The following is a 20919-nucleotide window of genomic DNA, read 5'->3' on the forward strand; positions in this document are numbered from 1 at the left end:
AAAACATGAGCTCTCCCTTCAGTCGGATGATCGGCCCGCAGGAGTACGGAAAGCGGCGCGGAACGCGGCTTCATCGCTGTGGTGCAGGAATGGGCCCCGGGCCCGTAAACCGGAGTGCGGGAAGATCGCTGGAATATCCGGGATCACACCAGACTCGGTGTGGAAATGCATCCACACCGTAGCAAACCGGGTTTTGCGTATACAAGGATGTGAAGGTCGGCTAAAGATTCGTTATCGAATTTTCGAAAACGCAGGTCACGGCGGGTATTCGGGGTGTGCTCGACGTTATCCGCAGGAATGGCGCGCCCCGCGCACACCGTGCCTGCGGGGGTGATCCGGACGGCTATTCTTGCGGCGCGTCCGCCGGACGTTATCGGAACGTATTGTTGACGGCCTGAGCAGCGGGGCGCACCGATCCGCGCAAGGGGTTCGCGGTCGGGAAGGTGATCGACGGCAGTGTCACCCACATGCGCACTCGGGTGCCGTTCTCGTCGTGGCTGAATTCCAGATCCTCGGTGAGCACCCGCATCATCTCCACGCCGCGCCCGCGATAACCGGGGTCGGTCGGGGTGGGAATCCAGCGGCCCGTGTCGACGACCTCGATGATCACCCGATCGCCCTCGCAGGTGGCGGTGAGAGTGACCCGGCCGGGCTCGGAGTCGCGGTAGGCGTGCTCGACACTGTTGCTGCACGCCTCGTTGGCCGCCGCGACGAGGTCGGCGGCGAGATCGTGCGGAACCGCGGCGGTGGCGAACCAGCGGTAGAGATTGCGCCGCAGGCCGGTCAGCTCCGCCGCGGCGGCGGGGATGTCGAGGTGCAGGGGTTCGGGCGGCTGACGGTAGACGACCATGGCGACGTCGTCGTCGTAGCCCGCGGGCGGACACAGCCGCGAGAGCACGGCGTCGGCGACATCGCGGGGCAGCGCGGCACCGGTCTCGCTGAGCACGCCGGCGATCTTGACGAAGCCCTCTTCGATGTCGTAGCCGCGCTGCTCGACCAGACCGTCGGTGAACAGCACCAGCGTCGCGCCGGGCGGCAGCGCCGTGGTCGCCTCGGGCCTGCGCGGGGTGTCGAAGGTGGCCAGCGGCACCGCGCGTCCGCCCTCGAGTACCCGGCCCATGCCCCCGGGTGGGGCCAGGATCGGGGGCATGTGACCGGCGTTGGAATAGCGGACCATCCCGCGCTCGGGATCGAGCACCGCCGCGCACACCGTGGTGCACATGGCGCCGGGAATCCGGGCGGCGACGGCGTCGAGCTCGGCGAGCAGCTGCGCCGGTCCGGCGCCGCGCAACAGCAATGCTCGTGCGGCCGTGCGCAATTGGCCCATCACGACGGCGGCCGAGAGGCCACGGCCGACACAGTCGCCGACCACGACGCCGATGGTGCCGTCACGCAACGGCACCACGTCGTACCAGTCACCGCCGATCTCGAGCGGCGGCAGCGCGGGCTCGTAGTGCACCGAGAAGCGCGGCGGCAGCTCGATCGGGCCGAGCATGGCGCGCTGCAGGGTGAGCGAGGTGGCGCGCGCCTGGTCGAAGTTGCGGGCGCGCTGCAGGGCGACGCTGAGGTGGCCGACCAGCAGCGAGTACAGCGCCCAGTCCGCGGCGCTGATCGCGCGAGGCGCGCCGAAACGCACCCACAGGGCCGCGTCGCCGGTCTCGCCGAGGGGCGCGACCACGGCGTCCACCCCACCGTCCTCGCCGGTGATGGCGGACAGGCCGCGGGCGGGTTGCCTGCGTGCCCGGTCGACCAGGGCGCGGACCTCCTCGTCGAGGACGACCCGCCCCGCCGGCTCCGCGACCGGCGCGGCGACGAACTGCGGTGTGCCCTCGGCACGTCCGGCCACCTCGGGCGCCCCGGCCGGTGGCTCGCCGCAGGAGTACACGTCCGGCTGCCCGGTCCGGCTCGGCCACACCGCGACCAGTGCGGTCCGTGCCCCCATCGTCCGGCGCAACTCGTCGAGCCCGACCTCGAGCACCTCCACCATGCTGGTGGCCGCGCCCACCGCGGTCGCCAGCCGCGAGGCGGCCTGATCGCGCGCCTGCGCATCGTGTTCGGCGGTCACGTCGCGCACGGTGCCGACGAAGATCTCCTCGTTGTTCTCCTGCTTCACCAGCGAGCTGGCGCTCACCGCCAGCCAGCGTTCGCGGCCGTCACGATGACGCACCGGCATCACGAAACGTGATGCCTCCGTACCGATCTGGGGGTAGCCGGCCCGATCCGGCAACGCCCACGGATGCGGTACCGGGTAGGGGACCGCATCCGCGCCGTAGCCGGTGAGCACCCCGAAGGCGGAGTTCACCTCGACGATCGTGCCGCGATTGTCGGCGACGAAGAAGCCGTCCTGCAGGGACTCGACCAGTGCGGTGCGGAACGCGTCACGGCCCGCGAGATCCTCGGCGCGCGAACGCTGCTGCTCGTAGCGACGGGTGCCGTCGAGATAGCCGCGGGTGGCGATGTCGAGCGCGGCCATCGTCTGCAGCAGGAACTCCAGCGCCACCTCGGCGCTGCGGGCATCCGCCGTTTCCTCGATGTACGCCGCCACCGCCCGGAAGTGGTTCTCGGTGAGGTCGAGCAGACTGATGCCCTCGACGAGGGCGCGCCTGCCGAGGTCGTAACCCTCGGTGAGGCCGGCCTGGCCGGGCGCGGCGACGTGACGGCGCAGAGCAGCCGAGTAGTCGTCGAGAAATGCGGCCAGGACAGCGCTCATCGGCAACCTCTCATGGACAAGCTCCGCGGAATCGCGCCGCGAGAACCAGGGCGTCGTCGGTGTCCTTGGCATCGCGGGCGAGCAGGTCGCCGGCGATCTGGCTGGCCGGACGCGCCAGATCGATCGACTCCGGGCCGACCGAGACGATGCCGTCGGTGGCCATCAGCAGCAGGTCACCGGGACGGATCGGCAGGGTCTGCGGTTGCAGGTGCGAGGGCAGCCGATAGCCGACGATGCCGCCGGTGAGCAGCATGGTCGCCCGCAGTTCCGGACCGGCCGGACCCAGCGTCAGCAGCCGCGACTCGACATTGCCGACGCCGAGCCACTGCAGCGTCTCGCCCGGTCCCATCAGGGCCAACGAGACCGCGGCGCCGCGGGTTTCGACCATCGCGCGATGGCACAGCACCATCAGCACGTCCAGCGGTTCGCCGCGGTTCTCGGCCAGGATGACCATCGCGCGGTCGGCCGCGTCGGCCGCGGCCGCGCCGTGCCCGAGCCCGTCGAGCACGCCGAACAGCGCGCCACCGTCACCGGTGTCGAGGATGACCGCACGATCGCCCGAGACGTCCTGCCCGGGCAGTGCCCGACCGGCCGTCGACCATTCCGTGCGGCCGATGATCCCGTCTTCATGCACCGTCGGGTACCCACTTCCACATCTCGATCAACGTCCCGCGGCCGGGGGCGGAATCGATGGTGAGGCCGTCCATCAGCCTGCGCGCGCCGGGCAGCCCCAGCCCGAGTCCGCGGCCGGTGGAGTAGCCGTCGTCCAGGGCGCGCGTGATGTCGCGGATGCCCGGTCCCTGGTCTTCGGCCTGGACGACGAGGGAGCGCCGGCCGTCGCGCAGGTCGACGAGCAGCCGGATCTCGCCGCTGCCCGCGTAGCTGGTGATGTTGCGCGCGATTTCCGAGATCGCGGTGGAGATCATGGTGCGGTCGGTGAGAGTGAAACCCAGGGCTGCGGCCAGTTCATGTCCCGCCTGACGTGCGGTGACGATGTCCTCGGAGACTTTGACCGCGATGGCCACCTGCTCAGCGGCCACTGTCACGACCGTCTCGTCGCCTGCTGGGGAGGCGGTTGAGCCACGCGAGGCCCTCCTCCAGATCAAGCGCGGTGTGCATGTCCTCGAAGGTCAGGCCGAGCTGCACCATCGCGAATGCCACCTCCGGCTGCAATCCCACGATGACGGTCTCGGCGCCGCGCAGCTGGGTCATGTGCGCGATGGTGCGCAGCGAGCGCGCGGCGAAGGAGTCCATCACGTCGATTGCGGTGACGTCGACGACGATGCCGGTAGCCCGATAGCGGCTGACCTGCTTCATGAGGTCGTCCTGGAGACGCTCGGTATCGCTGTCGGTCAGGGCCGACTGCACCGAAGCGATCAGGAACGTGCCCTGTTTGAGAATGGGAACCGGCATGGTGGCTAGCTCAGCGTCCGTCTCGTTCGCTCAGGCGCTCGGTCACCCGGGAGACCTCGTACCCGAGCAGACGCTCGGCCTCTTCGATACCGCCCTGCAGGTCGCCGACCGCGTTCATCTTCGACAGATCCAGGCCGATGGTCACCAGCGTGAGCGCGATCTCCGAGGACAGACCGGTGATGATGACGTTGGCACCCATCAGGCCCGAGGCGTCGACGGTCTGCACGAGGTGGTTGGCCACCACCGAGTCGATCGCGGGCACACCGGTGATGTCGATGACGACGACCTTGGCGCGGTTGGCGCGGATGGCGCGCAGCAGCTGCTCGGTGAGCTGGCGGGCGCGCTGGGAGTCGAGCACACCGATGATCGGCAGGATGAGCAGCTGTTCGCGCACCTGAAGCACCGGGGTGGACAGCTCGCGGATGGCTTCCTGCTGCTGGCGGATGACGCGCTCGCGCTCCTGCACGAACGAGATGGCCACGGTGCTGGCGATGCGGTTGGCGGCGGGTTCGTAGGCGTCGAGGACCTGGTTGAGCAGATCGAAATCGGCCTGGTACTTCTCGAACAGCGAGCGAGCCAGCACGTCGCGCAGGAGCAGCACGATTCCGAGGACCTCGTCGGTCTCGACGCCTCGCGGAATGATGCGCTCGGACAGGTCGCGGGCGTAGGCCTGCAGCGCCTCGACGCTACCGGTGACGAGCACCTCGACGTAGTTGTCGTACATCGACGTGGCCTCGGAGAAGATCTCCTCCGGGGTCATGGCCGTGAGCAGCTCGGCCTCGGTGATGCGCCGCGCCCACTCCTCGCGCAGTCCGGTGCGGTTCTGCCGGAGGTGCTCGACCAGTTGCGGCAGCAAGTTGTCTACCGGGCGCGCCGGCAGCGAATCCGCCGAAAGACTCATGGACACCTCGGACATGGAAACTCCTGCCCCTTTCGACGGGCTTTCTCCGGTGCGCAGCGCGCGCTTGGCTCGAGCCTACTCATACCCCATCCGGGATGCCGTCCAAACGTGCGGGTTGCTCCGCGTCCGCTGACCGCTCCGGGGCGAAGCCTCGCTCCAGCGCTCGCAGCGCGCGGTCCAGATAGCTCGTCAGATCGGTGTCACCGCGTTCGAGCCAGGCGTCGAACGCCGCTCGCGCGGCCGCCAGCGTGGTGCGGCCGACGGCCAGGGGGACCAGGTCGCCGGCGGTGGTGCCGAGGCGCCGGGCCGCGAACTCGCCGACCGCGCGTTCCCACGCGTCGTAGTGCGCGCCTGCGCCCGCCGAGAGCGCGGGGACCCCGGAGACCAGGCGCATCCTGGTGCGCAGCTCTGGGATGTCCTCGGCGCGATATCTGTTGGCCGCCACCACGATTCGGCGCACCGCCGCCATCATCGGCTCGTCGTCGGGGACCGCGGCGAACGCGTCGCGCAGGTCGGCGACCTCGTCGTCGAACTGGTGCCAGAGCACCTCGGCCTTGCTGGGGAAATACCGGAAGAAGGTGCGTTCGCTGACCCCGGCCTCGGCCGCGATGCGCTCGACGGTGACGTCGTCGAAGCCGTGCTCGGCGAACAACCGCATCGCGATGACTTCGAGTTCGCGGCGCGTGGTGCGCGGCGGGCGGCCGCGATGCGCGCGCGGGGACGGGGCTGACATGGATACAGAGTAGGGAATCCCGGCCCCTTGATTATGTCAGTGACTGTCGTTAATCTCGGGACCATGTTCGTGGCCCACCTCACATGGCCCGAGGCGGGCACATGTGCCGCCGCGGGAGTGATCCTGGTCATCCCGCTCGGCGCCACCGAGCAACACGGCCCCCACCTGCCCCTGTCCACCGATACCGACATCGCCGCCGCGGTCTGCGCGCGGGTCGCCGCCGAGCGTGCCGACGTGCTGGTCGCCCCGGCGGTGCCCTACGGCGCCAGCGGCGAGCACGCCGGCTTCGCGGGCACCCTGTCGATCGGGCAGGCCGCGCTGGAGCTGCTGGTCGTCGAGCTGTGCCGGTCGGCCACCGACACCTTCGATCGCATCGTGCTGGTGAACGGGCACGGCGGCAATGTCGAGGCGGTGCGCCGCGCGGTCGCCCTGCTGCGCTCGGAATCGCGGGACGTGCGCCTGTTCTCGCCCGGGTACGGCGGTGACCCGCACGCGGGCCGCGCCGAGACCTCGATCCAGCTCGCGCTGACGCCGGATCTGGTGCGCGCCGACCTGGCCGAACCGGGGGACCGGCGCCCGCTGGCCGAACTGCTGCCGCTGCTGCGGGCCGGCGGTGTCCGGGCCGTGAGCCCCAACGGAATTCTCGGTGACCCCACCGGGTCGAGCGCAGGCGAAGGCGCCGCGCTGCTGAACGCGGCAACCACCGCACTGCTGGCAGACCTGGGCCGCTGGTGGCCCCAGGTTCCTGAGGAAGGATCACGTCGATGAATCCCTGGTTCGAGACCGTCGCCGAGGCGCAGCGCCGCGCCCGCAAGCGCCTGCCGAAATCGGTGTACGGCGCGCTGATCGCGGGCTCCGAACGCGGCCAGACCATCGAGGACAACCAGACCGCGTTCACCGAACTCGGCTTCGCCCCGCACTGCGCGGGCCCGATCGGCGAGCGCGACCAGTCGACCACCGTGCTCGGCCAGCAGCTCTCGATGCCGGTGCTGATCTCGCCCACCGGCGTGCAGGCGGTACACCCCGACGGCGAGGTCGCCGTGGCCAGGGCGGCGGCCGCGCGGGGGATCGCCATGGGCCTGAGCTCGTTCGCGAGCAAGCCGATCGAAGAGGTGATCGCGGCCAACCCGGCCACGCTGTTCCAGCTGTACTGGTGCGGCAACAAGGACCAGATCCTCGAGCGGATGGCCAGGGCGAAGGCGGCGGGCGCGGTCGGGCTCATCCTGACCCTGGACTGGTCGTTCTCGCACGGTCGCGACTGGGGCAGCCCGGTGATCCCGGAGTCGCTGAACCTGCGCACCATGATGAAGTTCGCCCCGCAGACCCTGGCACGCCCGCGCTGGCTCGCCACCTACCTGCGCTCGGGCTCGATCCCCGACCTGACCGCCCCCAACATGGCCGTCGGCGGCGGCGCGGCGCCGGGCTTCTTCGGCGCCTACGGCGAGTGGATGCAGACCCCCGCGCCCGACTGGGACGACGTCGCCTGGATCTGCGCCCAGTGGGACGGTCCGGTACTGCTCAAGGGCGTCATGCGGGTCGACGACGCGCTGCGCGCGGTCGACGCGGGCGTGGCCGGCATCTCGGTGTCCAACCACGGCGGCAACAACCTCGACGGCACCCCCGCCGCCATCCGGGCGCTGCCGGTGCTGGCCGACGCGGTCGGCGACCAGATCGAGGTCGTCCTCGACGGTGGTATCCGGCGCGGCAGCGATGTCGTGAAGGCCGTGGCCCTGGGCGCCCGCGCCGTGCTGATCGGGCGCGCGTACCTGTGGGGCCTGGCCGCCAACGGCCAGGCGGGCGTGGAGAACGTGCTCGACATCCTGCGCGGCGGCATCGATTCGGCGCTGCTCGGCCTGCGCAAGACCTCGATCGCCGATCTCGACCGGGGCGACATCATCGTGCCCGCCGGGTTCGAACGGGCCCTGGGCGTGCCCGCCGACCTCGAACGACCGCTCACCACAGCGGATCTCGTCCAGCGGTAGCCACCCCGCCACCGGCGACGGACTCCGCTTCGGCGAGGTCCGTCGCCGGTGTCGTTCCCCGGACGGGCGAGCCGGGTCGTCGCTAGGATCGGCCGGGTCGTCGGCATCGAGGGGGAATTCGTGCGTGGGGGAGTACCGGACGAGCAGCGGCGCGTCCGAATCATGAAGTCGCGCAGTGTGTCCTGCACGCTGCCCGCCGTGGTGGCGATGGCGCTGGTGGCGGCGGGGTGCGGGACCGGGGCGCCGGCGCATCGCGCGGCCACCACCTCGGCGAAACCGCCGGTGACGAGCACGGCCCGGCCGACCACGACCGCGCGACCCACCACCACGACCTCGGCCCGGCCCACCACCAGCGCGCCCGCGCAGCCGACCGCCGTCGGCATCTGCGTGGACACCACCTCCTCGACCCGGGTGGCCGACGGACTGTGCGACACCGCCGAGGGCCGCTACGCCGATTTCTGGTACCAGCACACCGATACGCTGGTGTACCCGGCGATCGGCGCCGCCGTCGCGCTGGCCGCGGGCAGCTTCATCCGGCCCGCAGGCGCCGGCGTCTACGACCGCGGCGTACCGGACTCCGGCGGCACGGTCCAGCGGGGCGGGCTCGGCACCAGCCGTCCCGACTCCGGGGGCAGCACCGGGTCCTGACGATCAGGCCGGATCCGGGGCCGGTTCTTCCGCGTGCGGGGTCGCGCTGCCCCGTCCGGTGGGATCGAATCCGCCTGCCGCGCTGCGGTGATGGTTGATCAACACGTCGTAGATCTCGGCCAGGGCGGCCAGCTGTCCGCGGTCGAGGACGTCGATCATGTGCCGTCGCACGCTGCGCACGTGCGCGGGCGCGGCCGTGGTGAGCAGCTGGCCGCCCGCGCTCGTCAGGCGGGCGACGGTGCGGCGCTGGTCGTGTGGCATCGTCTCCCTGATCACCAGCCCGCGTTTCTGCATGCGGGTGATCTGGTGCGAGAGCCTGCTCTGCGACCATTCCAGCGCGCCCGCCAGATCGGCGAAGGTGAGGCGCTGACCCGGCGCGTCGGCCAGGTATACGAGCACCGAGTACTCGACCCAGCTGAGGTCGGCCGCCCGGCCCGCGTCACGCCCGATCGCCGCGGCGATCAGGTCGCGGGTCCGGACATAGCCCAGCCAGGCGCGCATTTCGACATCATCGAGCCACTGTGGATCGGTCACGATCGAGCTCCAGATTCTCCGGTGCAAGCTTCGGATTGGAACGGTGCACGCCCCGCCACCGTCCGGGTGAATGGGTAGCACCGTTTGGGTTGAACGTGCAACCTCGATCTTGGTTCAGGCATTTGCCTTACGTCACATAGGGTTGCCTAACCAGCAGGTGGACGCGGGTGGTCGATAGGCTTCCGAGTGCTTTGTGACCAGCCACCCGAGGAGTGCGATTCGTGACCGCGCCGGAGTTCCGCTATTCCGATCTGCTGCCGATCGGCGCCGACGACACGCCGTACCGCTTGCTCACCACCGAGGGGGTCAGCACCTTCGAGCACAACGGTCGCACCTTCCTGCAGGTCGAGCCCGAAGCGCTGCGGCTGCTCACCGAGACGGCGATCCACGACATCAGCCACTACCTGCGGCCCGCGCACCTGCGCCAGCTGCGCAAGATCATCGACGATCCGGAGTCCTCGGGCAACGACCGCTTCGTCGCGCTGGACCTGCTCAAGAACCTCAACATCTCCGCGGGCGGCGTGCTGCCGATGTGTCAGGACACCGGCACCGCGATCGTGATGGGCAAGAAGAGCGAGGGCGTGCTGACCGGTGTCGACGACGCCGAATGGATCAGCCGCGGCGTGTTCGACGCCTACTCCACGCTGAACTTGCGCTACTCCCAGCTGGCTCCGATCACCATGTGGGACGAGAAGAACACCGGCTCCAACCTGCCCGCGCAGATCGAGCTGTACTCGACCGAGGGCGACGCCGACAACCCGGTCTACAAGTTCCTGTTCATGGCCAAGGGCGGCGGGTCGGCCAACAAGTCGTTCCTGTACCAGGAGACCAAGGCTGTCCTGAATCCCGAGCGCATGCTCGAGTTCCTCGACGAGAAGATCCGCTCGCTCGGCACCGCGGCCTGCCCGCCCTACCACCTCGCCGTGGTCATCGGCGGCACCAGCGCCGAATTCGCCCTGAAGACGGCCAAGTACGCCTCCGCGCACTACCTGGACAACCTGCCCACCGAGGGCTCGATCACCGGCCACGCGTTCCGCGATCTCGAGCTCGAGGAAGAGGTCTTCCAGCTCACCCGCGAGTTCGGCATCGGCGCGCAGTTCGGCGGCAAGTACTTCTGCCACGACGTGCGCGTGGTCCGCCTGCCCCGGCACGGCGCCTCCTGCCCGGTCGCCATCGCGGTGTCCTGCTCGGCCGACCGCCAGGCGCTGGCCAAGATCACCAAGGACGGCATCTTCCTGGAGCAGCTGGAAACCGAACCGGCCCAGTACCTCCCGGAGCAGACCGAGGAGATCCTCGGCGGCGACGTGGTGAAGATCGACCTCAACCGGCCGATGGACGAGATCCGCGCCGAGCTGTCGAAATACCCGGTGAAGACCCGGCTTTCGCTGACCGGCCCGCTGGTCGTCGCCCGCGACATCGCCCACGCCAAGATCAAGGAGCGGCTCGACGCGGGCGAGCCGATGCCGGAGTACCTGCGCGACATGGCCGTCTACTACGCGGGCCCGGCCAAGACCCCCGAGGGCTACGCCTCCGGCTCCTTCGGCCCCACCACCGCGGGTCGTATGGACTCCTACGTCGACCAGTTCCAGGCCGCGGGCGGCTCCATGGTCATGCTGGCCAAGGGCAACCGTTCGGCCCAGGTGACCAAGGCCTGCAACGAGCACGGTGGCTTCTACCTGGGCTCCATCGGCGGCCCCGCCGCCCGGCTGGCACTGGACTGCATCAAGAACGTCGAGGTGCTCGAGTACCCCGAGCTGGGTATGGAAGCGGTCTGGAAGATCGACGTCGAGGACTTCCCCGCCTTCATCGTCGTCGACGACAAGGGCAACGACTTCTTCGCCGAGACCTCCAAGCCGATCGCCCTGCGCGTGCGCACCCGCTCCAAGGAACGCGTGTAACCGTCCCGATCGGCCACCGACCGCGAAGACCCCGGCCTCGCCACCGTGCGAGCCGGGGTTTTCGTTCGTTCCCGGCACGCAGGCCGCCGGTGTAGTGTGACCCGCGACATACGCTGGACCGGTTCGACGGGGGTGGAAATGGCGGCCACCGGGATACCGCCCTCGGGGCGCGTCGCGCGCGGGGCGAAGCTGGGGCAGCTGGCGGCCGAACAGACCGTGCGCGGGGTCGGAACGCGGCTGTCGATGATCGGGCGCACCGAGGAGGCCAGGCAGGTGCTGGCCGAGCGGTCGGCGATGAAGACCGCGCAGCAGATCGTCGCGGTGCTCGGCAGCATGAAGGGCTCGGCGATGAAGCTGGGCCAGATGCTGTCGGTTCTCGACCTCGATTTCGTCCCCGAATCGCACCGCGCGCAGTTCACCCGGCAGCTCGCGGCGCTGCGGGATCGGGCGCCCGCCGTCGCGTTCCCCACCATGCGCCGGGTGATCGAGGACGACCTCGGCCCGCTGACGCGCATCTTCGCCGACTTCGACGAGACCGCCATCGCCGCGGCCTCGATCGGTCAGGTGCACCGGGCGACCCTGCGCGACGGCCGCGCGGTGGCGGTGAAAGTGAAATATCCCGGCGTGGAACGGGCCGTGCACGCCGATATCGGCAACCTCGAATTCCTCAGCAAGATGGCCAGATCCGTGCTCCCGAGCATGGCCGACACCGGGGTGCTGGAAGAGATCGCCGCCAACCTGCGCAGCGAGCTGGACTATCTGCGGGAGGCGCGGACCCAGCACCGGGTCGCCCAGCGCTACCGGGGACATCCCTTCATCACCGTGCCCGACGCGATCGAGGAACACTGCTCGCACAATGTGCTGGTGACCGAATACGTCGCGGGGCATGGCTTCTCGCACCTGCAGACGCTGCCCGACGCGGACCGGGACCATTACGGCGAACTGATCTACCGCTTCTATCTCGGCACCCTGTTCGCCGACAACGAATTCTGCGGCGATCCGCACCCGGGCAATGTGCTGCTCGCCGAGGACGGCAAACTCGCCTTCGTCGACTTCGGGCTCTACAACCGGATGGACCCCGAGCACGTCGATTTCGAGCGCTCCTGCCTGCGGGCCGCCGCCGAGGACCGGCCCGAGGACCTGTACGCGGCCTGGGTCGGGCGCGGCATCATCGACCCGGACGCCGGCGTCACCGTCGAGGAGTGCCTGGCGTACGTGTGGGCGGCCTGCGGGTGGCATCTGCTCGACGAAGAGGTCACCATCACTCCCGAATTGGCCACCAGCGCCGTGCTGCTCGCCGTCGACCCGCGTTCGGTCGAGTTCCAGGGCATGCGCAGGCAACTGCTCCCGCCCGAGCACGTCTTCTCCCGGCGTGCCGACCTGTTCACCTTCGCCACCCTCGGCCAGTTGCGGGTCAGCGCCAACTGGCATCGGCTGGCCCGCGAATGGCTCTACGGTGAGCCGCCGGCCACCGAGACCGGCCGCGCGATCGTCCGGTGGCAGAGGGGAAATCAGCCGCCACCGCGCCCGGATCGCCCGTCCCCATGACGCTGACCTGTGCCTACGCAATGACGTAGTAGCTTGGTCGGCGTAGGTCACCGGCGACGAGCGGCGAAGGAGGCACGGTGGGTCATCGGACTGGCCGTCCCTCGTCGCGCCGGGCCGGCGCGCTGTGCGCGTTCGTCATGGTCGTGGCCGCCGTGTGCGCGCTCGTGATCGACTGCACCACGGTGCACCACGACAACCACCACGCCCCGGAGGCGGCGCTCGGCGTGGTCGCGGCCGTCGCCGACGGGGCCGGGCTCGCCGTTCCCGATCATCCACTGCCCGACCACTGCCTCGTCGGTACCGTGGCGCCCGATACCGGGCTCGTGCTGCCCCTGCTCGGCCTGCTCGGGGCGCTGGTGATCGTGCTCCTCGCGAGCCTCGGGCATCCGGCCGCGGCCCCGCGCGCCCCGCCTCGCTCATCACTGCGGTACCGCCAGGGCCGCGACATCCTCACCCAGTTCTGCATCTGTCGACGCTGATCGGTCAGCGCCAGGCCCGTCACCCATGGCGGGCCGGTGTTCGCGTGCCCGTTCTCGTCCGCGCCGCCGTGCCCGGCGGCCGACACAGGAAGCGACAGACATGCAGGAATACGTGCTCGACCGGACCGCCGCCGCGATCGCCGAGCGTCCCCAGGGACTCGTCGGCAATACCCCGGTGATGTGGGTGGGAGCGCCGCTGGCCACCGCCGACCGCGGGTTCTGGGCCAAGCTGGAAGGATTCAACCCCGGCGGGATGAAGGACCGCCCCGCTCTGCACATGGTGCGCAGGGCCGAACACCGCGGCGACCTCGCCCCCGGCGCGCGGATCGTCGAATCCAGCAGCGGCACCCTCGGACTCGGGCTCGCCCTGGCCGGACTGGTGCACGCTCATCCGGTCACCGTGGTCACCGATCCCGGACTGGAACCGATCGTCGCGCGGATGCTCGCCGCCTTCGGTGCCCGGGTCGACCTGGTCGAGCGAGCCCATCCCACCGGCGGGTGGCAGCAGGCGCGCCGGGACCGGGTCGCCGAGCTGCTCGCCGCCGAGCCGACCGCGTGGTGCCCGGACCAGTACGGCAATCCCGACGCCGCCGACGGCTACGCCGGGCTCGCGCACGAGCTGATCGACCAGGTCGGGCGCGTCGACGTGCTGGTCTGCGCGGTCGGCACGGGCGGCCACTCCGCCGGTGTCGCCAGGGAACTGCGCCGCCGGTTCCCTGATCTGCGCCTGATCGGCGTCGACACGGTGGCCTCCGCGATCTTCGGCCAGCCCACGGGGCCACGCCTGATGCGCGGACTCGGCTCCAACATCCACCCGGCCAATGTCGACTATCGCGCCTTCGACGAAATCCATTGGGTCGCACCGGCGGAAGCGGTCTGGGCCTGCCGGACACTGGCCGCGACGCACTACGCCACCGGCGGGTGGAGCGTCGGCGCGGTCGCCCTGGTCGCGGGCTGGGCGGCCCGGACGGCCGACGCGGAGACCAGGATCGTCGCCGTCTTCCCCGACGGCCCGCACCGCTACTTCGACACGATCTACAACGACGGCTACTGCCGTACGCACGGCTTGCTCGCGGGTCCGCCCGCCACCGACCCCGACACGATCGATCACCCGGCCGAGCGCGTGGTCGAATCCTGGACGCGCTGCACGACGGTGCTCGATCCCGGCGCGCTCGCCGAGACGGGCCCGGTGCGCGCATGAGGACCCTGCGGACCTTCGCCGGGTTCGATACCCCCGCCCGGCTGCTCATGATCAACCAGTTCGGCATCAACCTCGGCTTCTACATGCTGATGCCGTACCTGGCCGGGTACCTGTCCGGCCCGCTCGGCCTGGCCGCGTGGGCGGTCGGACTCGTGCTCGGCGTCCGGAACTTCTCCCAGCAGGGCATGTTCCTGATCGGCGGCACCCTGGCCGACCGTCTCGGCTACAAACCGCTCATCGTCGCCGGATGTGTCTTGCGCACCGCGGGATTCGCCGCGTTGATCTTCGCCACCTCGCTGCCGATGCTGCTGATCGCCTCCGCCGCGACGGGATTCGCGGGTGCGCTGTTCAATCCGGCGGTGCGCGCCTATCTGGCCGCCGAGGCAGGCGAGCGGCGGGTCGAGGCGTTCGCGGTGTTCAACGTGTTCTATCAGGCAGGCATCCTGGCGGGTCCCCTCGTCGGGATCGCCCTGCTCGGGGTGGACTTCCGGTGGACCGCCGCGGCGGCGGCCGCCGTGTTCGCGGTGCTCTCGGTGGCACAGCTGTGCGCGCTGCCGCAGCGCAGCGGCGCGACCACCGCGACGTCGGTGTGGACCGACTGGCGCGCGATCGCCGGTCACCGGCGGTTCGTGGCGTTCGCGGTGGCCATGGGCGGCACGTATGTGCTGTCGTTCCAGGTGTATCTGGCGCTGCCGCTGCACGCGGGCACCATTTCGGGCGCGGGCGGGCAGGAACTGACCGCGCTGGTGTTCGTGGTGTCCGGCGTGGTCGCCGTCGCCGGCCAGGTGCGGATTACCGCGTGGTTGCGAGCGCGGTGGGGGATCGGGCGTGGTCTGGTCCTCGGTGTCGGCGTGCTGGCCGCGGCGTTCGTCCCGCTCGCGCTGATCCCCGGCGCGGAGTCGTTCGGGACGGTGGCCGCGGCCGCGGCGCTGCTGCTGTCCGCCGCGGTGCTGGCGGTCGGGACGGCGGCGGTCTTCCCGTTCGAGATGGACACCGTCGTCTCGCTGAGCGAGGGCAAGCTGGTGGCGACCCACTACGGGTTCTACAACACGATCGTCGGGGTGGCCATCCTCGCGGGCAACCTGGGGACCGGCGCGGTCCTCGACGTCGCGCGCGCGGCCGGCGCCGACCGGTTGGTGTGGGTGGGTCTGACGCTGATCGGCCTGCTGACCGCGGTCGCGGTCCAGCGCGCGATCCGCCCGGTACCCGGTCGGCACCGGCAACTCGACGCGCTGCCCGCCTACACCGCCGCGCCGGGCCGCTGGCCGATCCGGCCGGACCGGGCGACCTCGGGCGAGCTTACCCGCACACCCTGAATCGGTCGCCCGACCTGCCGGAACGACCCCGCGCACCGTGCCCGAGCCCACCCACGGCGGTCGGCTCGGGCACGGACCGGGTCGATAGACTTCCGGCATGACTACTGTGCTCGGCCGCCTGGCCGACCGGATGCTGGTGACGGTCACGGCCGCCGCGGCCGTGACCGTCGTCGGCATCGGCATCGCCGAGGCCCAGCCGGGCGCCACCGACCAGCGCGAACAGTTCCAGTCCGCCGCGGGCACCGAGGGCCTCGACCCGCCGCTGGCCCTGGCCTACACCCTCGCCGAGCAGCAGGCGCACGCCGAGGGCGTCCCGCTGTCGATCACCTCGGGCTATCGCACCCCCGAGCAGCAGGAAATGCTGTGGCAGGACGGCCTCGCCACCTACGGCACCCCTGACGAGGCCCGCCGCTGGGTGCTGCCCCCGGCGGAGTCCACCCATGTCTCCGGCCACGCCGTCGACGTCGGCCCCCAGGTCGGCGCCCAATGGCTGGAAACCAATGGCAACCGCTGGGGCCTGTGCCGGACCTTCGACAACGAATGGTGGCATTTTTCCATCGAAACCACGCCGGGTATGCCGTGCCCGCCACGTGTGCCGGACGCCAGCTATCAGCGATAGCTGACTCGAGAGTGGGATTGTAGTTCGCAGTTTGCAACCTATGAATTGCATTGCTGCACAACGACATATGGTGTGACCTGAGCTTTCGCACAGTCCGGGCGCTCGCTACGATCCAGGAGTGCTGACACCGGAACGATTGAAGGAAGTCGCCGAGGCGGCTGAAAACAACTTTAAGAAGCCCCTAGACCTGATCGCGATCCACGCTGAACAGCCCGTCCGGGGAACTCAGCCGCGAGCCTCACTCAATCCCTTCACTGTGATGGCGGCGGGCGGGACGTGGGAGCGATTGATCGCGGACTTGGTTGGCTCTGCTGATTCGGATTGGAAGGGTACTGGGTCGACGAAAAGCCCGGACGGTGGCGTACACCATCCCGACAAGGTGGACGGCTATTTGCGGAACCGGGCCTTCACTACTGGCCCAGTGACATCGAGGTGGGAGGCGATCTACCCGAAAAGCTGGAAAGGTGCAACGCCCACTCGCTGGACGACAGTCGATGGCGGCTCGGATGAGTCCGAGCGTGCCGAGTTCCTTCGCCACGTTTGGGGAGCCATTGCCGCAAGAAACGCTGCGGCACATTACGCGCTTGCGCAGAACGCCGATGTGGCCCTGTTGAAGCATCCCAGCGAGGACAGCTACCCCTGGGACTCGGACGCACGGACCGCCACGTTGCAGTCAGGCTACGTACGGGGTGCTGTGGCATTGTGGTTGCAGGTCATCGATTCAACTTTGGTTGCCATCGCATCCGACCATGATTGGGAGCCTGATCAATTCCGACTGCCAGCCGACTGGTTCGGCGCAGTCTCGATCTCGAGCCGCTACCAAGGCGTTGAGTTCTGGGGTGGCAGAGCGTTGCACCGAATCGTCTAGCGAATGCACGGCGGATCGGCATGGCTACGCTTCACGCTGGTCGGGCCACCTGGTCGGGTTTTGTGAATACGACCACCTTGGCAACGAATGGTGGCACTTCGAGCTGGTCACCGCACCGGGCACCCCGTGCCCGCCCCGCGTGCCCGATGCCGGCATGCGATAGCCGAACGCCACGAACGAACCACCGGGCAGGGTGCCGCGCACCCTGCCCGGTGTGCTGTCACCGGCCGGATTCAGCGCAGGTCGGCGAAGAAGGTGCGGATGTCGCTGGCGTGGGCCAGGGGTTCTTCCATGGCGACGAAGTGGTTGCCCGGGTTGCCCGAGGGCCAGTGGGTGATCTTGTGGTCGCGGTCGGCGAGCTTGCGCATCAGCGGTGAACCGCCGCCGTAGACACCGGTCGGGACCAGATTCTGGCCGGGGGGCCAACCGAAGCCACCGTCGCGCAGACCGTCGTACATCGGCCACGAGGAGGTGCCGGTGGTCTGGGTGAACCAGTAGATCGCGGCGTTGGTGAGCAGATGGTCGCGGTCGATGACGTCCTCGGCGAGGTCGGCCATCGGGGTGAACTCCTGGAACTTCTGCATCAGCCAGGCCAGCATCGCCACCGGGGAGTCGTTCCAGCCGAGCGCGAAGGTCTGCGGCGCGGCCCGCAGCAGGGTGTGGTGGTCGACGCCGCCGGTCATCCACTGCTGCATCTCCTCCCACTGCCGCAGGTCCTCGTCCGACATGGTCGGCACGTCGGCCGCGGTCGGCATCCCGATCCCGCCGTCGAGATGCACGCCGATGACGTGCTCGGGCGCGGCGAGCGCCATCTCCGGGGCGATGTAGGCGCCGAGGTCACCACCCTGGGTGCCGTAGCGGTCGTAGCCCAGCCGGTCCATCAGCGTGGTCCACATCCGGGCCACCCGGGCCGCGCTCATGCCCGTCTCACGCGGCGCCGCCGAGAACGCGAAGCCGGGGATCGACGGCACCACGATGTGGAAGGCCGGGGCCGGGTCGAGCCCGTGGGCCCGCGGATCGGTCAGCGGGCCGATGGTGCGGGTGAACTCGACGAACGAGTTCGGCCAGCCGTGGGTGAGTACGAGCGGCACCGCGTCCGGCTCGGGGGAGCGCACGTGCAGGAAGTGCACGTCGAGGCCGTCGATCTCGGTGACGAACTGCGGGAACTCGTTGAGCGCGGATTCCTGTGCGCGCCAATCGAAATCCTCGGCCCAGTACCGCGCCAGGTCGCGCAGGTAGTCGGTCGGCGCGCCGCGGTCCCAGCCCGCTCCCGGCAGCGGCGCGGCCCAGCGTGCCCGGCGCAGGCGCTCGCGCAGGTCGTCGAGATCGGTCTGCGGGATGTCGATACGGAAGGGACGAATGGTCGTCATCTGCACTCCTCGGTCGGTGTGCACACCACGCTAGGAATCATCTAGGACAGTTTCGGTCCTAGATGCGCGGCAGAATATCGGCCATGACCGATACCGCCGCCCGGCTGCTCCGTTTGCTCTCCCTGCTGCAGATGCCACGCGAGTGGCCGGGCAGCGAACTCGCCGACCGGCTCGGTGTCACCGACCGCACGGTCCGCCGTGATGTCGACCGGCTGCGCGAGCTGGGCTATCCCGTCGTGGCGGCGCTCGGGGCGACCGGCGGCTACCGCCTCACCGCCGGTTCGGCGCTGCCGCCGCTGGTGCTCGACGAGGACGAGGCGGTGGCCGTCGCGGTCGGCCTGCGGGTCGCGGCCGGGCAGGCCGTCGCCGGGATCGAGGACGCGGCGGTGCGCGCGCTCACCAAACTCGAACAGGTACTGCCCACCAGGCTCCGCAGGCGGGTGCGGGTGGTCGGCGCGGCGGTGACGGTCTCCGCGGGCGCGGGCCCCACGGTCGATCCGGAGGTTCTCACCGTCCTCGCCGCCGCGGTGAGCAACCGGGAACGGGTGCGCCTGCGCTATCGGGACGCCGCGGGCGCCGAGTCGCGGCGACACGTCGAGCCGATCGGCATCGCGGCGGCGGGCCGTCGGTGGTATCTGGTCGCCTACGACCTCGAGCGCGACGCCTGGCGCAGCTTCCGCGCCGACCGCGTCGAGGAGCCGCGACCGACCGGCGCCCGCATCGTCGCCAGGGAACTCCCCGCCGCCGATGCCGCGGAGTACGTCGCGGGGCGCCGAACCGACTGGGCCACACCGCGATACACGGTGGACGTGACGTTCGAGGCGCCGGCGCACCGGGTGGCGGGCAGGCTCGGTGCGGCGCCGGACAGCATCGTGGCCGACGGCGATGCCAGGTGCCGGCTCACCGAAACCCGCGACGACGACCCGCGATGGCTCGCCGCGCAACTCGTCGCCCTCGGCTTCCCGTTCCGGGTGCACGGCTCCCCGGAGCTGCGAGCACACCTGCGCGCCTGCGGGTCCCGGCTCGCGGATGCGCTCGCCGAATGACCTCAGAGCCTGCCGGTGTCCTTGAGCACCCGGCGTGACTGGGCGAACAGCATGCCCACATTGACCGTCTTGCGGCACACCACCACGACCACCAGATCGTCGCGGCTCTCCGCGCGCAGGAACAGGTGGGTGAGGTTGTTGGAATTGACCAGGATCTCCTGGAAGTAGTGGTCGTCGCTGCGGATGCCGCGCCGTTCCTTCCAGATGTCCTCGATCATCACCACATTGCGGCCCTGGAACAGGTCGAGGGTGGCGGCCGCGAGCAAATCCAGCACCTCCGGCGGATGGTTGTCGACGGTCTCCACCGACAACAGCATGCCGGTCGACATGTCGATGACGCCCGCGGCGACGCAGTCGGGAACTTCGGCGCGCAGCGACTTGACCATCCCGGTGAGCCGTTCGTTCATGCTGGCGGGGGTGCCGTTGGTGTTCATGAGATCCTCTCGGTTCTCCGCCGTGGCGAAGAGTCGGGTACGCCCACGGCGGTCGTGGACGGGGGAGCGGCCTGCGGTGGACGCGGCCGGAGGGTGTCGTTGATGCCGCTGGCGCCGCGGCGGCGCCGGGGCAGCGCCGGGTCGACCATGCCCGCCCCGGCGGGGACGGGCGGGTGGTCGGCGGCGTGCCGGGCGGGCACCGTCAGCTGACCGGCGCCGAGCAGGCGCGCGACCTCGACAGTCACCGGGTAGAGCGGACGGCCGAGCAGGAAGGCCAGGTCGCGGCAGCTCCTGGTGCCGTCGACCAGGCGCAGGAGCTCGGCGCCCTGCTCGCGTACCGAGCGGCCGAAGTCGGTGAGCGCCAGCAGGTTCCGGTACGGCGAGAAGCCGGCGTGCGCGAGCGCGGCCAGCCTGCGCTCGGCCTCGCCGAGCAGCCACTCGGCGTCGTAGCCGGAATCGTCGGCGGCGACGACATCCGGGTGGGCATCGATCCAGTGACAGCGATCGATCCAGCCCGCCGCGATGGCGAAGGTGCCGTCGACGGTGGCCGTCATCCGCAGCAGCCGGGTGCGGGCCGCGCCGAGCGGCTGTGCGTCGTCGTGCGGGTCGAGGGCGTCGAAATCCGGTGCGCCACCGGTACTCACGGCCACGATCCGGCCGTCGACGCAGCGGATGTCACCGCCCGGTTCGCCGGTGACGCGCAGGATGCCGGTGAACCGGCGCGCGTCGGCGTCGGTGAGCGCGGCCGCGAGTGGACGGGTGGTGTCCCGCAGGGGGACGGGGAGCTGCATGGTGGTCACATCCCGCGGTGGGCAAGGAAAGGTCGGCGCCGGATCGGTGCAACGGCGATCCCGGCGCAGGCGAGCCAGCAACGGCCGCAAACCATTTCCGGCGAATATGTCCGGCACCTTCATCGGGCTGGGTCGGCCGAGTTCCGGCGAACTCAGCGCATCGTCGGACGCGGCGGTCGTGACCGACCGCCGCACACGGCATCCCGACCCGCGGCAGCGCCGGAAAACCGCCGGTCCGACCCGGGTGGGCGGTGTTGATTGTGTCGATATCGCACGACGATCCCCTGAAGACTTGCTGACGGCGTGCGGTGGCGACCGCACCGTGATCGTGCCGGCCCGGCCAGGGCCGGTCCCGTCACGAGCAAAATCCTGGCAGCACTGAGGATTTCGAGCAACCGATTCCGCGAAATTCGATTCGGTTAATTCCG

The 20919-nt window shown here is 70.1% G+C and carries 21 protein-coding genes; 11 read left to right on the top strand and 10 right to left on the bottom strand.

The window, feature by feature from the left end; genetic code table 11:
- Nucleotides 1–370: 370 nt before the first annotated feature.
- The 6 genes from ACIO52_RS15050 to mftR all read right to left on the bottom strand — a co-directional run bounded on the left by ACIO52_RS15050 (nt 371) and on the right by mftR (nt 5757).
- On the bottom strand, nt 371–2710 hold the full coding sequence (locus ACIO52_RS15050; protein ID WP_218719718.1) for a SpoIIE family protein phosphatase: 2340 nt from the start codon (nt 2708–2710) through the stop codon (nt 371–373).
- A gap of 10 nt (nt 2711–2720) precedes the next feature.
- Nucleotides 2721–3344 (bottom strand): SpoIIE family protein phosphatase, encoded by a 624-nt coding sequence (locus ACIO52_RS15055; RefSeq protein WP_218719717.1) that lies wholly within the window; start codon nt 3342–3344, stop codon nt 2721–2723.
- The gene (locus ACIO52_RS15060) at nt 3337–3750 is read right to left on the bottom strand and encodes an ATP-binding protein (RefSeq protein ID WP_218719815.1); all 414 of its coding nucleotides are present in this window, start codon (nt 3748–3750) and stop codon (nt 3337–3339) included. Before ACIO52_RS15060 ends, ACIO52_RS15055 begins: the two co-directional genes overlap by 8 nt.
- The gene (locus ACIO52_RS15065) at nt 3740–4123 is read right to left on the bottom strand and encodes an STAS domain-containing protein (protein ID WP_218719716.1); all 384 of its coding nucleotides are present in this window, start codon (nt 4121–4123) and stop codon (nt 3740–3742) included. The genes ACIO52_RS15060 and ACIO52_RS15065 overlap by 11 nt, the downstream gene beginning before the upstream one ends.
- 10 nt (nt 4124–4133) lie before the next feature.
- Nucleotides 4134–5039, bottom strand: a complete 906-nt coding sequence (locus ACIO52_RS15070) for an STAS domain-containing protein (protein WP_218719715.1) — start codon at nt 5037–5039, stop codon at nt 4134–4136.
- 64 nt (nt 5040–5103) lie between these two features.
- Nucleotides 5104–5757, bottom strand: coding sequence for a mycofactocin system transcriptional regulator (mftR, locus tag ACIO52_RS15075; RefSeq protein ID WP_316575194.1), 654 nt, complete (start codon nt 5755–5757; stop codon nt 5104–5106).
- A 63-nt stretch (nt 5758–5820) separates the two neighbouring features.
- Between mftR and mftE the strand changes: the two genes are divergently transcribed.
- The 3 genes from mftE to ACIO52_RS15090 are packed head-to-tail and all read left to right on the top strand — an operon-like array spanning nt 5821 to nt 8387.
- On the top strand, nt 5821–6525 hold the full coding sequence (mftE, locus tag ACIO52_RS15080) for a mycofactocin biosynthesis peptidyl-dipeptidase MftE (protein ID WP_218719713.1): 705 nt from the start codon (nt 5821–5823) through the stop codon (nt 6523–6525).
- Nucleotides 6522–7739, top strand: coding sequence for a pre-mycofactocin synthase MftD (gene mftD, locus ACIO52_RS15085; RefSeq protein WP_218719712.1), 1218 nt, complete (start codon nt 6522–6524; stop codon nt 7737–7739). Before mftE ends, mftD begins: the two co-directional genes overlap by 4 nt.
- 48 nt (nt 7740–7787) lie before the next feature.
- Nucleotides 7788–8387, top strand: a complete 600-nt coding sequence (locus ACIO52_RS15090; protein WP_316575192.1) for a hypothetical protein — start codon at nt 7788–7790, stop codon at nt 8385–8387.
- 3 nt (nt 8388–8390) lie between these two features.
- On the opposite strand, the gene ACIO52_RS15095 is transcribed toward ACIO52_RS15090, so the two are convergent.
- Nucleotides 8391–8921 carry a MarR family winged helix-turn-helix transcriptional regulator gene (locus tag ACIO52_RS15095; RefSeq protein WP_308248562.1) on the bottom strand — a complete coding sequence of 177 codons (531 nt, stop codon included), beginning with the start codon at nt 8919–8921 and terminating at the stop codon, nt 8391–8393.
- A 221-nt stretch (nt 8922–9142) separates the two neighbouring features.
- Between ACIO52_RS15095 and ACIO52_RS15100 the strand changes: the two genes are divergently transcribed.
- From ACIO52_RS15100 to ACIO52_RS15130, 7 genes are all read left to right on the top strand, one after another.
- Nucleotides 9143–10819 carry a fumarate hydratase gene (locus ACIO52_RS15100; protein ID WP_218719710.1) on the top strand — a complete coding sequence of 559 codons (1677 nt, stop codon included), beginning with the start codon at nt 9143–9145 and terminating at the stop codon, nt 10817–10819.
- Between the two features lie 138 nt (nt 10820–10957).
- Nucleotides 10958–12367, top strand: a complete 1410-nt coding sequence (locus ACIO52_RS15105; protein WP_316575401.1) for an AarF/ABC1/UbiB kinase family protein — start codon at nt 10958–10960, stop codon at nt 12365–12367.
- 77 nt (nt 12368–12444) lie between these two features.
- Entirely contained in the window at nt 12445–12846 is a 402-nt protein-coding gene (locus tag ACIO52_RS15110) for a hypothetical protein (protein WP_342801657.1), read from the top strand.
- A 100-nt stretch (nt 12847–12946) separates the two neighbouring features.
- Nucleotides 12947–14047 carry a PLP-dependent cysteine synthase family protein gene (locus ACIO52_RS15115; RefSeq protein WP_402644295.1) on the top strand — a complete coding sequence of 367 codons (1101 nt, stop codon included), beginning with the start codon at nt 12947–12949 and terminating at the stop codon, nt 14045–14047.
- Complete coding sequence (locus ACIO52_RS15120; protein ID WP_316575189.1) at nt 14044–15363, top strand: MFS transporter; 1320 nt, start codon at nt 14044–14046, stop codon at nt 15361–15363. The genes ACIO52_RS15115 and ACIO52_RS15120 overlap by 4 nt, the downstream gene beginning before the upstream one ends.
- 97 nt (nt 15364–15460) lie before the next feature.
- On the top strand, nt 15461–15982 hold the full coding sequence (locus ACIO52_RS15125; RefSeq protein WP_402644298.1) for a M15 family metallopeptidase: 522 nt from the start codon (nt 15461–15463) through the stop codon (nt 15980–15982).
- Between the two features lie 118 nt (nt 15983–16100).
- On the top strand, nt 16101–16850 hold the full coding sequence (locus tag ACIO52_RS15130) for a hypothetical protein (protein WP_402644301.1): 750 nt from the start codon (nt 16101–16103) through the stop codon (nt 16848–16850).
- A 233-nt stretch (nt 16851–17083) separates the two neighbouring features.
- Here the strand turns inward: ACIO52_RS15130 and ACIO52_RS15135 are convergent, their stop codons facing one another.
- The gene (locus ACIO52_RS15135; RefSeq protein WP_402644304.1) at nt 17084–18220 is read right to left on the bottom strand and encodes an epoxide hydrolase family protein; all 1137 of its coding nucleotides are present in this window, start codon (nt 18218–18220) and stop codon (nt 17084–17086) included.
- 83 nt (nt 18221–18303) lie between these two features.
- Between ACIO52_RS15135 and ACIO52_RS15140 the strand changes: the two genes are divergently transcribed.
- Nucleotides 18304–19266 carry a YafY family protein gene (locus ACIO52_RS15140; RefSeq protein WP_342801660.1) on the top strand — a complete coding sequence of 321 codons (963 nt, stop codon included), beginning with the start codon at nt 18304–18306 and terminating at the stop codon, nt 19264–19266.
- Nucleotides 19267–19268: 2 nt separating this feature from the next.
- Here the strand turns inward: ACIO52_RS15140 and ACIO52_RS15145 are convergent, their stop codons facing one another.
- Nucleotides 19269–19700, bottom strand: a complete 432-nt coding sequence (locus ACIO52_RS15145; protein WP_218719704.1) for a hypothetical protein — start codon at nt 19698–19700, stop codon at nt 19269–19271.
- Entirely contained in the window at nt 19697–20491 is a 795-nt protein-coding gene (locus tag ACIO52_RS15150; protein WP_402644308.1) for a hypothetical protein, read from the bottom strand. The genes ACIO52_RS15145 and ACIO52_RS15150 overlap by 4 nt, the downstream gene beginning before the upstream one ends.
- Nucleotides 20492–20919: the final 428 nt, after the last annotated feature.

Origin of the sequence: Nocardia sp. NPDC087230, from assembly GCF_044744725.1 — a bacterium.
In the GTDB taxonomy this organism is placed as follows: domain Bacteria; phylum Actinomycetota; class Actinomycetes; order Mycobacteriales; family Mycobacteriaceae; genus Nocardia; species Nocardia canadensis.